At 73.9% G+C, this 11,926-nt stretch carries 11 protein-coding genes and 1 pseudogene; 4 read left to right on the top strand and 8 right to left on the bottom strand.

What is annotated here, in order from left to right:
• A pseudogene (locus tag ACZ6A9_RS32350) lies at positions 1–92 on the top strand (M23 family metallopeptidase); the annotation flags it as partial.
• Between the two features lie 19 nt (positions 93–111).
• Here ACZ6A9_RS32350 and cseC read toward each other — a convergent pair.
• From cseC to ACZ6A9_RS32325, 5 genes are all read right to left on the bottom strand, one after another.
• A complete protein-coding gene (gene cseC / locus ACZ6A9_RS32345) occupies positions 112–1,575 on the bottom strand; it encodes a two-component system sensor histidine kinase CseC (protein ID WP_468993240.1) in 1,464 nt (487 codons plus the stop codon).
• Positions 1,464–2,162 (bottom strand): two-component system response regulator CseB, encoded by a 699-nt coding sequence (gene cseB / locus ACZ6A9_RS32340; RefSeq protein ID WP_468993235.1) that lies wholly within the window; start codon positions 2,160–2,162, stop codon positions 1,464–1,466. Before cseB ends, cseC begins: the two co-directional genes overlap by 112 nt.
• Positions 2,163–2,328: 166 nt before the next feature.
• The gene (locus tag ACZ6A9_RS32335; protein ID WP_468993232.1) at positions 2,329–2,979 is read right to left on the bottom strand and encodes a hypothetical protein; all 651 of its coding nucleotides are present in this window, start codon (positions 2,977–2,979) and stop codon (positions 2,329–2,331) included.
• A complete protein-coding gene (locus ACZ6A9_RS32330; protein WP_228970372.1) occupies positions 2,967–3,506 on the bottom strand; it encodes a SigE family RNA polymerase sigma factor in 540 nt (179 codons plus the stop codon). Before ACZ6A9_RS32330 ends, ACZ6A9_RS32335 begins: the two co-directional genes overlap by 13 nt.
• A gap of 333 nt (positions 3,507–3,839) precedes the next feature.
• Complete coding sequence (locus ACZ6A9_RS32325; protein WP_468993227.1) at positions 3,840–4,775, bottom strand: HhH-GPD family protein; 936 nt, start codon at positions 4,773–4,775, stop codon at positions 3,840–3,842.
• A 484-nt stretch (positions 4,776–5,259) separates the two neighbouring features.
• Between ACZ6A9_RS32325 and ACZ6A9_RS32320 the strand changes: the two genes are divergently transcribed.
• A complete protein-coding gene (locus ACZ6A9_RS32320; protein ID WP_468993225.1) occupies positions 5,260–6,687 on the top strand; it encodes a sensor histidine kinase in 1,428 nt (475 codons plus the stop codon).
• Entirely contained in the window at positions 6,684–7,349 is a 666-nt protein-coding gene (locus tag ACZ6A9_RS32315; RefSeq protein WP_468993222.1) for a response regulator transcription factor, read from the top strand. The genes ACZ6A9_RS32320 and ACZ6A9_RS32315 overlap by 4 nt, the downstream gene beginning before the upstream one ends.
• Positions 7,350–7,359: 10 nt before the next feature.
• On the opposite strand, the gene ACZ6A9_RS32310 is transcribed toward ACZ6A9_RS32315, so the two are convergent.
• The gene (locus ACZ6A9_RS32310; protein ID WP_468993218.1) at positions 7,360–8,013 is read right to left on the bottom strand and encodes a phosphatase PAP2 family protein; all 654 of its coding nucleotides are present in this window, start codon (positions 8,011–8,013) and stop codon (positions 7,360–7,362) included.
• 174 nt (positions 8,014–8,187) lie between these two features.
• Between ACZ6A9_RS32310 and ACZ6A9_RS32305 the strand changes: the two genes are divergently transcribed.
• Positions 8,188–9,039, top strand: a complete 852-nt coding sequence (locus ACZ6A9_RS32305) for a hypothetical protein (protein ID WP_468993215.1) — start codon at positions 8,188–8,190, stop codon at positions 9,037–9,039.
• Positions 9,040–9,084: 45 nt separating this feature from the next.
• Here the strand turns inward: ACZ6A9_RS32305 and disA are convergent, their stop codons facing one another.
• Positions 9,085–10,209, bottom strand: a complete 1,125-nt coding sequence (gene disA / locus ACZ6A9_RS32300; RefSeq protein ID WP_468993211.1) for a DNA integrity scanning diadenylate cyclase DisA — start codon at positions 10,207–10,209, stop codon at positions 9,085–9,087.
• Positions 10,210–10,346: 137 nt separating this feature from the next.
• Positions 10,347–11,756: a DNA repair protein RadA gene (gene radA / locus ACZ6A9_RS32295; protein WP_468993208.1), complete on the bottom strand. Its 1,410-nt coding sequence runs from the start codon at positions 11,754–11,756 to the stop codon at positions 10,347–10,349.
• Positions 11,757–11,926 lie beyond the last annotated feature (170 nt).

Genomic DNA, 11,926 nt, shown 5'->3' with positions numbered 1-11,926 from the left:
CCCACCTGCACTTCGAGATCCGCACCACCCCGAACTACGGCTCCGCGATCAACCCCGCGACCTTCCTGCGCGCCAACGGCGTCAACCTCTGACCCGAGACCGGCGCGGCCCCTACTTCGGCAGTACGGGATAGCTCCCGGTGTTCGTCGGCGCGTGTTCCGGCAGCCACAGCACGGCGACCGCGCCCTCGGCGGGCACGCCCTCCGCGGCCCCCGCAGGCCGTACGTTGCGGAAGGTCAGCCGTGCGCCGAGCACCCGGGCCTGACCGGCCGCGATGGTCAGGCCCAGGCCGTGTCCGCGGCCCGCGCGGTCCGTGCTGCCGGTGCGGAAGCGGCTCGGCCCCTCGGCGAGCAGTGCCTCGGGGAAGCCGGGCCCGTGGTCACGGACCCGGATGACCCGGCCCTCGACGGTGACCTCGACCGGCGGCCTGCCGTGCCGGGCGGCGTTGGCCAGCAGGTTGAACAGCACCCGCTCCAGGCGACGGGGATCGGTGGTGACCTCCGACTCGTGCACCACGCGCACGGCGGCGCCGGGATCCTTCGCCGCGACCCGCCGGGCGACGAACTCGCCGAGCAGGACGTCCTGCAGCTCCGCCCGTTCGGACGCGCTGTCCAGCCGGGCCACCTCCAGGACGTCCTCCACGAGGGTGCGCATCGCCTTGGCCCGGTCCAGGACCAGCTCCGTCGGACGGCCGGGCGGCAGCAGCTCGGCCGCCGTCAGCAGACCGGTCACCGGCGTGCGCAGTTCGTGCGCGATGTCGGCGGTGACCCGGCGCTCGGCCTCCAGCCGCTGCCGCAGCGCGTCCGCCATGGCGTCCACCGCGCTGGCCAGGTCGTCGGTCTCGTCCCGGACCACCCCGCCGATGGCCTCCCGCACCCGGACGTCCGTCTCGCCCTTGGCGACCCGGTTGGCGGCGCTGGCCGCCTTGCGCAGCCGCCGCGACAGGTGCCCGCCCACGAGCACCCCGAGCGCGCTGCCGCCCAGCACCACCGCGATGGAGCCGATCACCAGGGCCTGGTCGAGATCCTCGAGGATGTCCGCGCTGCGGTCGGTGAAACCCGAGTGCAGGGACATCACGTGCCCGTTCTTGAGCGGCACGGCAGCCCAGATGTCCGGCGCCCCGCTCCGGTCCGCCACATAGGTCGCCCGCCGCCCCGCCTCGACCTTCTCCCGCAGCTCCGCCGGCAGCTGCGGATCGTCGATCTTGGTGTTGGGGAAGTTCAGCCGCCCCGACAGCTCGTAGTTGCGCTGGGCGATCATGATGCGCTCGTCGGCCAGGTCCCGCGCGTTGTCCAGCATCGACACCCGCGCCGCGTTGTGCACCACCAGGCTCAGCACGAGCGCCACCAGCGCCCCCACCACGGCGATGGCCGCACTGAGCTTCCACCGCAGCCCCGCACCGATACCCGCCCGCCGGACACACGCCGTCACCAGGCGCCCCGCATACCCCCGCATCCGCTCACTCAGGCCTTCAACTTGTAGCCGAAGCCACGGACCGTCTCGATGCGGTCCTGGCCGATCTTCGTACGCAGCCGCTGCACATGGACGTCGACGACGCGCGTGTCGCCGCCCCAGCCGTACTCCCACACCCGCTCGAGCAGCTTGTCGCGGGAGAGGACCGTGCCCGGTGCGGCGGAGAACTCCAGCAGCAGCCGCATCTCGGTCGGCGTCAGGGCCACCTGCTGCCCGGCCCTGCGCACCTCCATGCCCTCGGTGTCGATCTCCAGCTCGCCGAAGGACAGCACGCCCCCGTCGTCCGGGGCAGCCTGCCCCTGAGCGCCGCTCTCCGCCCGCCCGAAGCGGCGCAGCACCGCGCGGATGCGGGCCAGCAGCACGGCCCCGTCGAACGGCTTGGTCACGTAGTCGTCGGCGCCCGCCTCCAGACCCAGCACCACGTCGATGGCGTCGGCCCGCGCCGACAGCATGATCACCGGGACCATCGACTCGTCCCGGATGCGCCGGCACAGGCTGACCCCGTCGAGCCCCGGCACCATGACGTCGAGGAGGGCGATGTCCGGCCGGTCGGCGCGGAACGCCTCCAGGCCCGCCAGCCCGTCGGGCTTCGCGGTCACGGCGAAGCCGCCCCGCTCCAGCGCGAGCTGGGTGGCCTCGCGGATGACGTCGTCGTCCTCGACGAACAGGACGTGGGTCTGGTCTGCCATCCCGGTGCTCTCAGTCCTCGTGTGGTCTCGGGTCGGTGCCGGCGGCGGTCTCCCCGGCCGGGCCCGGGCGTTCTCCCGGCCGACCCCAGGGACGCGTGAGCCGCGCGGAGGGTTCATCCCTTCATCGGCCGGGACGGCCCCGACGGTTCAGGGAGTGAGCCATGTCTCAGACGTCGGGCGCGGGAGAAGGCTGCGGACCGGCCACCTGCCCGTAGTCGTTGTGCGTGCGGTACTCCTCGTCGAAGCCGCCCGACGCCCACCGGTAGGTGATCACGTTCTCGCCCGAGGGGCTCGACACCGGGTCACCGCGGTCGTACACCTGCTTGGTCACCACCAGGTCCCCGCGGTCGATCTCCGCGTACACCGGGGGTTCCTCGGCGGTGAACACGTTGACATACGAACCGCCCTGGTCGCGGTACACGTACGAGCCGACGCCCACAGCGTCGCCGCAGGTCAGCACGTTGACCACGACGTCGTCGACGGCTCCGCCGGTGAGGTTGCCGTAGCTCACGTCGACGGGGTACTCGTCACCGACGCACGGTTCGAGCTCCCGCTTGACGTCCGTCGAGACCGCCGGGTCCGCCTTGATCAGCCGGACCGGGTCGATACGGTCCGGGGTCCGCGAGGACGAGACCGACGGCGCGGCCACGCTCGCCACGGAGTCGGCGCGCGCCGGGCCCTCGTCCCGGGCACCGGTACCGCCCGTGCCGCAGCCGCCGGTGAACAGCGCGACGGCGGCGAGCACGGCCGTGGCCGTGATCACCGCCCGGGTGGTGGTGCGGGACCGCGTGGGCTCCGCGCCGGTCAGGCCGCGCAACGCTCCCGCTCCTCACGCTCCAGCGCGCGTGCGTCCAGCTCCCGCGCCTGAAGCTCCTCACGGAGCCGGGCGAGCGCCCGGTGCAGCGTGCTCTTGACCGTTCCGGCCGACATGCCGAGTGCGGCGGCCGTCTCGTCCGTGGACATCTGCTCCCAGTGTCGCAGCACGACGACACTGCGCTGCTTCGGGGCGAGCACCTTCAGCACGTCCATCAGCAGCGCGCGGTCCGCGTGCTGCTCGGTGGCGTCGTCCACGCAGGACTCCGGGAGCTGCTCGGTGGGCACCTCCTCCAGCTTGCGCGCCCGCCACCACTCCGTCCGCGTGTTGATCATCACCCGGCGCAGGTAGGCGTCGGCCAGCCGCTTGTCCTCGATGGTCTCCCAGCGGCCGTACGTCCGCGCCAGCGCGGTCTGCAGCAGGTCCTGCGCGTCCACGGGGTCGGGGACCAGGCGGCGGGCGCTGCGCAGCAGCGCGTCCTGCCGGGTGCGCACGTACTCCTCGAACTCGAGCACCTCGCCCTGCGCCATGCCGTACCGCCTTCCGCTCCCCGTTCCGGCCCGCTCGCGCGGGTCGGCCGTGCTGCCTGTGTTCCCCGGCCGTCGTGCTCTCGCCGAGCACGTGACCGAAGGTACGGAGGCGTTGTCACGGCACTGTCCGAAGCAGCTTGCGGGCAGCCCTCGGCTGTCCGTCGGTTGTGTAACGGAAGCGGAAAGGGGGCGAAGGGGACGGCTGTTTGATGCGGGTACGGGGCGATACGGCCGGTTCGCGGTGCCGTCGCGGCCGTGACGGAGGGAGTGGTGGGGCGGATGGGGCCGCTGGGGCGGCACGGGTGGGCGCAGCGGCGGCCCGGGACGGCCGGGTCAGGTCATCGGGAGTCGGTACAGACCGCCCGGCAGCGGCTCCACCAGCCCGTCGGCGACCAGACCGTCCAGCGCGCGGGCACGCTGCACCGGTTCGTGCCACACCCGGTCCAGCACGGCCTGCGGCACGGGTCCGTGCGCCTCCCGCAGCACGGCGAGCAGCCGCCCGCGGACCTGACGGTCCGTGCCCGCGTACGTCTGGCCCCGGCGCGGCGGGCCGTCGTGGGCCGGCTTGCCCGCCAGCCGCCAGGCGCACTGCGTGGCGATCGGACAGCGCTGGCACGACTCGTTCTTCGCGGTGCACACCAGCGCGCCCAGCTCCATGGAGGCGGCGGCCCACCGCGCGGCGGTGGCGGCGTCCTCGGGCAGCAGGGTCCGCGCGAGCCGGCGCTCGGCGGCGGTGGTGGCGTTCGGCGGGTACTGCGTACCGGTGACGGCGCGGGCGAACACCCGGCGGACGTTGGTGTCCAGCACCGCGTGCCGCTGCCCGTAGGCGAACGACGCCACGGCCGCGGCCGTGTACTCGCCGATGCCGGGCAGCGCCAGCAGCTGGGCGTGGTCCGCCGGTACGTCACCGCCGTGCCGTTCCGTTATGGCGACGGCGGCGCCGTGCAACCGGAGCGCGCGGCGCGGGTAGCCGAGCCGGCCCCAGGCGCGGACCGCCTCGCCGGGTGCCTCCGCCGCGAGGCCGGCGGGGCGCGGCCAGCGGGCGAGCCACTGCTCGTAGACGGGCAGGACGCGGTTCACCGGCGTCTGCTGCAGCATGAACTCACTGACCATCACCCCCCACGCGCCGGCCTCCGGGCGCCGCCACGGAAGGTCCCGGGCGTGCTCGTCGAACCAGTCGATGACGGGGGAGTGCAGGGGCTCACCGGGAGCATGCTCGGACGCGGAATCGGCGGTGCCGCCGTGCGGGGGCTTCGTTGGAGCAGTCATGACGTCACCGATCCTGCCACGCCGGGCCCGGTCTCCGGGGGAGGCCCACGGTCGGGCGGGCGTGGCACCCGCACGAGCGCCGGCCGCTCCACCGCGCGACGGTCACGACGTCGGGCAGCGGCCGGCTCTCCCGTCCCCGCCGCCCTTTCCCTTCCCGTCCCCGGGGTCTCCGCCCCCGGTCCCCTCGGCGACCGGGGCGGAGACCCCGGCCCGCTTGGCGCCGTCCGCGCCTGGACCGCTCGGCGCCGCAGGACCCCGAGGGGGACCGAGCACCTGACGATCGGCAGCAGTGGCGCCCCCTCGTCCGCTTGTAGCGTCGGGCCATGGACCGCGCCCGTGCCCGTCTCGTCGTGCTCGGCAGGGATGCCTGCTCTGGGCGGCTCTCGTCCTGCCGGCGCTCTGTGCCCACCGGCTCGGGATCGAGGAGCCGCATCCGCTCCCGCAGCAGATCGCAGGACCGGCCGTACTCGCCGCCGCCACCGCGGTGGCACGTCGCCGCCCCCTCGCCGCCTTCGGACTGACCGCCGTGCTGAGCCTGGCCTGGACCCCGGCGCTGTTCAGCCTCTCCTACGGTGCCGCGCTCGCCGTGTTCGCCCTGCTGCTCGGTCTGCGGGCGGCCCGTACCGGCCCCGCCGCGCTCTGCTTCGCCGCGGTGGGCTGCGCCGGAACCGTGAAGGTCGTGTGGGCGGGCCCCGATCCGGTCCCCCCATGGCTGGTGCTGACCGGCACCCTCCTCTTCGGCTGCGTCTTCCCCTGGCTCGGCGGGCGTTACCGGAGGCAGAGCCGTGAGCTCACCGCCGCGGGGTGGCTGCGTGCGGCCCGGCTCGAGGAGGAGCAGCGCCTGACCGAGGAGCGCGCCCGGCTGCGTGAACGGGCCAGGATCGCCCAGGACATGCACGACTCGCTGGGACACGAGCTGAGCCTGATCGCCCTGCGCGCGGGCGCCCTCCAGGTGGCCGCCGACCTTCCCTGCCACCACCGCGCCGCCGTCGCCGACCTGCGCGCGGCGGCCGCGGACGCCACGGACCGGCTGCACCGCATCATCGGGGTCCTGCGGGAGGAGGACGACGAACCCGTGCCGCTCGCCCCCGCCGGTGAGAACGTCGAGCAACTCGTCGCCCGCGCGGCCGAGTCCGGTCTTCCCGTGCGCTGGGACAGCGGTGCCCGGAGCACGGCCGTCGCCCCTGGCGGGGTCGCCGAGCGGCTGCTGCACCGGGTGACCAGGGAGGCGCTGACCAACGCGGCACGGCACGCACCGGGTGCGGCGGTCGTCGTGGGGGTGACGGGGGACGACGACCGGGGGACGACCGTCACCGTCACCAACGGGGCGCCGGAGGCGGGGAGTTGTCCGACTCCGGGCGGCGGTTCGGGTCTGCCCGGGCTGCGTGCCGCCGTCACCGCGGTCGGCGGCACCCTCGAGGCGGGGCCCCACGGCGACGGGTACCGGGTCAGGGCACATGTGCCGGCGCAGGCGTCCGTCACCGCCCGGCCGCCGCGACCGCCGTCCGCGCCCTTCACCCGCGCCCGGCGCCGTGTCGCCGCGGGTCTCGCCGTCGCCGCCTCGGCGGGTGTGGTCCTGGTCGGTTCGGGCGTCGGCTGGTACGCGTACACCGAGACGCACGCGGTGCTGGAGCCGGCCGCCTACGCGGGACTGCGTCTCGGCACCCCCCTCGCGGACCTCGCGCCGGTGCTGCCGGACCGGCACGTCCAGGACCCGCCGGCCGACCGTGCGCCCGCGCGGCCCGCGGGCACGGACTGCCGCTACTACCGTGCCAGTGGCGAACTCTTCGTGTCCGTCGACCACTTCCGGCTCTGCTTCGACGACGATGGCCGCCTGGCTGCCAAGAACGTGATCCCGCGCATCGGCCCGCCCGGCCGGGGCGGGGACGAGTACGAGGAGTTCCCACGGTGATCAGGGTCCTGCTGGCCGACGACGAGGCGATGGTCCGTGCCGGGGTGCGCGCCATCCTGGGGAGCAGCGGTGAGACGGAGGTGGTCGCCGAGGCGGGCGACGGGCGCGAAGCCGTCGCACTGGCCCGGGCGCACCGCCCCGACGTGGCGCTGCTCGACATCCGCATGCCGCGCCTGGACGGTCTCGCGGCGGCGGAGGAGATCGTCCGCACCGTCCCCGGCACGGCCGTCGCCGTGCTCACCACGTTCTCCGAACGCGCCTATGTGGCACGCGCGCTCGGCGGCGGCGTCACCGGCTTCCTGCTGAAGTCCGGCGACCCCTACGAACTCATCGCGGGCGTCAGGGCGGTCGCCGGCGGGGCGGCCTTCCTCTCGCCCCAGGTGGCCCGCTACGTCATCGAGGGCCTCGGCGGCGCCGACGGAGGCGGACGCCTCGCCCGGGAAGCCGAGGCGCGGGCGCGGGTGGCGGTGCTCAGCCCGCGCGAGCGCGAGGTGCTGGGACTGGTCGGGGCGGGGCTGTCCAACCCGGAGATCGCCGCGCGGCTGCACCTGGTCGAAGGCACGGTGAAGGCGTACGTCAGCTCCGTCCTGGACCGGCTCGGTGTGCGCAATCGCGTACAGGCGGCGATCGTCGCCCACGAGGCGGGACTGGTGGCGGCCTGAACCCCCTTGGTCACCCACGCCGGTGCGTGGCGTGGGGCGGCACCGCGTGGGCGGCGGAGCGAGGCCCTGGCCCGGCGAGCCACCGTGCGGCGGGCGCCGACGAGGCACGCATCGCCTCGGTGAGCCGGAGCGCGGGGCGCAGGGCGAGCCGTACGGCGACGAGGGCGGCCACCGTGCCGAGCAGCAGACCCGCCGCCACGTCGTGCGGATAGTGCACGCCGACGAACACCCTGGAGAAGGCCATGAGCAGCGCGAGCGGCGCGGTCAGCCACACGAGCGCGCGCCGCACCAGGACGAGCGTGAGGGCCGAAGCGCCCGCGATCGTGGCGTGGTTGCTGGGGAACGACCAGTCGCCGTGCGGCGGGCACTGCGCGAGGGGCGCGGCGGCACCGGGGACCGCTCGGCACGGACGCTCCTGTGTGACAACGGACTTGAGTACTTCGCTGCACAGGTACGCCGCTGCGGTGGCCGCGGGTGCGAGGGCCGCGATCGCGAAGGCGCGGCTGCCCGCGTGTCTGGCCCGCCACCAGCCCGTGACGAACAGCGCCACGAACAGCAGCAGTCCGGCCTCCGTCCCGATCTCGGCTGTGAGCCGGACCCAGGACGGTGTGTCCCGTGCGTAGTCGGTGATGTCGCGGTAGAGCCCGCTGTCCACGAAGTCCATGGTCACGGACGGTAGGTGAGCGGCGTGTGCGGTCACACCCCGCGATCGTCGGGTGCCCCGCCTGACGAAAGTCGGGGGTGCCGGGGCGGTTTCCGGAATGATGATCCGGAAAAGTTGTGAGTCGGGCGGCGGGTGGGACAAGCGAACGCGCCGATCTCTCGTAAGGTTTGCGCCGTGGGATCTCTGCGCAATCCGGTCGGGCCGCTTCCCTCCTCCATCTACTGGCGTCGGAGGGCCGTACTGCTGTCCTTGCTGGCCCTGTTGGCGTTGCTGATCACCTGGGTGGTGGTCTCCGGCAGCGGGGGCGGTGGCGGCGGTGACAACGGCGCCAACGGCAAGAATCCCGCTCCGTCCATCACCCCCGGGCCGTCGGGTTCCGGTCCGGCGATCAGTCAGGCGCCTGGCGGACGCGACGAGTCGGGCGACGACGGCGGGTCCGGGGGTTCCGGCGGGTCAGGATCGTCGTCCGGTGCGGGCGACGACGGTGTGGGCGGCGACCCCGCGGACACCGGCGGCGGATCGGGCGGTGGTGCCGGCGGCAGCGCGGGTGGCGGTGCCGAGGGCGGTACGTCGGCCGGGGTCGGCGCGGGCGACGCCCTTCCGGCCGGGTCCGGGACGGGGCTGCCCAAGTGCACCGCGAAGGCGGTGACGTTCAGCCTGCGCAGCGCACGCAACACGTACGAGCCCGGACAGACGCCGACGTTCCTGCTGACCGCGAGGAACACCTCCGGCAGTGACTGCACCATCGATCTCGGCCCGGAGGGTGCCGTGTTGACGGTGTCGCAGGCGAGCGGCGACGACGCCTTCTGGGCGTCGGACGACTGCCCGAAGGGCGCCCGCAGTCTGGTGTTCCGGGTGCCGGCGGGCGACAGCATCACCTACACGGTGAAGTGGGACCGCAAGGCGAGCGCGCCGGAGTGTGCGACGCCGAAGGCCGGTGCCGCCGGGGCGGGCACGTACCTGGTGGAGGCGAAGGCGCCGGGGTTCGACAAGGCGCGCACGTCGTTCGTGCTGGAAGCCGCCTGACCCGGCCGCGCACCCTGCCCCCGGCCCGCGGCGGCCGGGGGTCTCCTACACGTACCGTTCGAGGATCGAGCTCTCCGCCAGCCGCGACAGCCCCTCGCGCACGCTCCGCGCCCGGGCCTCGCCCACGCCGTCGACCGTCTGCAGGTCGTCCACGCTCGCCGCGAGCAGCTTCTGCAGCCCGCCGAAGTGCTCCACCAGCCGGTCGATGATCGCCCGGGGGAGCCGCGGCACCTTCGCCAGCAGCCGGAAGCCGCGCGGCGACACCGCCGAGTCCAGGGTCTCGGGGGAGCCCGTGTACCCGAGGGCGCGGGCCACCGTCGAGAGCTCCAGGAGCTCCGCCTGGGGGAGCGCGTCCAGTTCGTGCAGGGCCTCGTCGACCGTGCGGGAGCGCTTGGCGGTGGGCTCGGGCACGTAGTCCCGCACGATCAGTTCGCGCTCCGGCTCCACGCCCGCGATCAACTCGTCGAGCTGGAGGGCGAGAAGACGCCCATCGGTGCCCAGTTCGACCACGTATTCGGCGATTTCGGTGGCGATGCGGCGCACCATCTCCAGCCGCTGCGCGACCGCCGAGACGTCCCGGACGGTGACCAGGTCCTCGATCTCCAGCGCCGACAGCGTGCCGGCGACCTCGTCGAGGCGGAGCTTGTAGCGCTCCAGGGTGGCCAGTGCCTGGTTGGCGCGGGACAGGATGGCCGCGGAGTCCTCCAGGACCCGGCGGTGGCCGTCGACGTACAGCGCGATCAGGCGCATCGACTGCGACACCGAGACGACGGGGAAGCCGACCTGCTTGGAGACGCGGTCGGCGGTGCGGTGCCGGGTGCCGGTCTCCTCGGTGGGAATGGTGGGGTCCGGCACGAGCTGGACGCCGGCCCGCAGGATCTTGGACAGGTCGGACGACAGCACGATGCCGCCGTCCAGCTTGCACAGTTCGCGCAGCCGGGTCGCGGTGAACTCGACGTCCAGCACGAAGCCGCCGCTGCACAGCGTCTCGACGGTCTTGTCGAAGCCGAGCACGATGAGCCCGCCGGTGTTGCCGCGGAGCACGCGCTCCAGGCCGTCACGCAGGCTGGTGCCCGGCGCCACGGCGCTCAGCGAAGCGCGCATCATGCCATCGGAACCGGCACTCCCACCGGACTTTCCGGGAGCCGCTGCCCGGTCGTTGGCTGCCACTGCACTCCTCCGGTCGCAGGTTCTGGGCGCCCCCGTTCAGGGACTGTCGTTCGGATCGGGCCGGGCTCGCGTGCCCTGGCGAACGAGGGACCCCCACCGCACTCGGTTCGTACGGACGGGCGAGACCTGGGCAAAGTCTACCGGCGGTCCTCCGTCTCCCGTGGGGCCGCTCGGCGACGGGAGCGCGGAAGGACGCGCAGCGCCTCCCCCATGTCCGCGACTTCCAGCACCTTCATGCCCGGCGGGACCTTGCCCGGGTCGCCCGGTACCAGGGCGTGCGTGAAGCCCAGGCGGTGGGCCTCGGCGAGCCTGCGCTGCACGCCCGTGACCCGTCTCACCTCGCCGGCGAGGCCGACCTCGCCGATCGCGACCAGGTTCTTCGGCAGCGGGGTGTCGCTCGCCGCCGACGCCAGCGCCAGGGCGACGGCCAGGTCCGCGGCCGGTTCCGTCAGCTTCACCCCGCCGACCGTGGCGGAGTAAATGTCCCGTTTGCCCAAGGCGCTGATACGGCCGCGCTGTTCCAGCACCGCCAGCATCATCGACACGCGTGAGGTCTCCAGGCCGGACGTGGTACGCCGGGGGGAGGGGATCTGCGAGTCGACGGTGAGCGCCTGCACTTCGGCGACCAGGGGGCGGCGGCCCTCCAGGGTGACGGTCAGGCAGGTTCCCGGGACCGGTTCGGCACGGCGGGTCAGGAAGAGCCCGCTGGGGTCCGCGAGGCCCGTGATGCCCTCGTCGTGCAGTTCGAAGCAGCCGACCTCGTCCGTCGTGCCGTAGCGGTTCTTCACGCCGCGCACCAGGCGCAGCCGCGCGTGCCGGTCGCCCTCGAAGTGCAGGACGACATCCACCAGGTGCTCCAGCAGGCGCGGCCCGGCGATCGCGCCGTCCTTGGTGACGTGGCCCACCAAAAGCGTGGACATCCCGCGCTCCTTGGAGGCCCGGATCAGGGCGCCCGCCACCTCGCGGACCTGGGCCATGCCGCCCGGGGCGCCGTCGATCTCCGGGGACGCCACCGTCTGCACCGAGTCCATGATCAGCAGGGACGGCTTCACCGCGTCCAAGTGGCCGAGCACGGCGGCCAGATCCGTCTCGGCCGCGAGGTACAGGTGGTCGTCGATGGCGTGGATGCGGTCGGCGCGCAGCCGGACCTGGCTCGCCGACTCCTCGCCCGTGACGTACAGGGTGGGGTGCTCCGCGCTCGCCGACTTGGCCGCGACGTCCAGCAGCAGCGTGGACTTGCCCACACCCGGCTCGCCCGCCACCAGCACCACCGCGCCGGGCACGAGCCCCCCGCCGAGCACCCGGTCCAGCTCGGGCACGCCGGTGGGGCGGGCGGTGGCCTGCCGGCCGTCGACCTGGCCGATGGGCAGGGCGGAGGTGGTGACCCGCCCGGGCGTCGTCGTGCGGACCGCGGGCGTGCCGTACTCCTCGACCGTCCCCCAGGTCTGGCACTCGGGGCAGCGGCCGAGCCATTTGGCCGTCTGCCAGCCGCACTCGGTGCAGCGGTAGGACGGACGGTCCTTGGAGGTCTTGGTACGGGCAGCCATGCGGAAAAGGTAACCGCACGCTCTGACAACGGGCCGTCCGCACCCTCGCCGGGCACGCCCGCGACCGGTGGCGAAAGGTTCCTGTCCCCTATTGAGGGATCGTTTCACCCGTACGGATTAAAACCGCGCAGGGCTCCGGAAGGGGCCGCCCCGAGGCGCCTACGGTCGCC

The organism is Streptomyces sp. NPDC041124, from assembly GCF_055592385.1.
This window is presented reverse-complemented; position numbering and strand designations above follow the sequence as displayed.

Coding starts and splice junctions, on each gene's coding strand:
- radA (WP_468993208.1), bottom strand. CDS start 11,756: ATGGCTGCCCGTACCAAGACCTCCAAGGACCGTCCGTCCTACCGCTGC.
- cseB (WP_468993235.1), bottom strand. CDS start 2,162: ATGGCAGACCAGACCCACGTCCTGTTCGTCGAGGACGACGACGTCATC.
- ACZ6A9_RS32325 (WP_468993227.1), bottom strand. CDS start 4,775: ATGACTGCTCCAACGAAGCCCCCGCACGGCGGCACCGCCGATTCCGCG.
- ACZ6A9_RS32330 (WP_228970372.1), bottom strand. CDS start 3,506: ATGGCGCAGGGCGAGGTGCTCGAGTTCGAGGAGTACGTGCGCACCCGG.
- ACZ6A9_RS32310 (WP_468993218.1), bottom strand. CDS start 8,013: ATGGACTTCGTGGACAGCGGGCTCTACCGCGACATCACCGACTACGCA.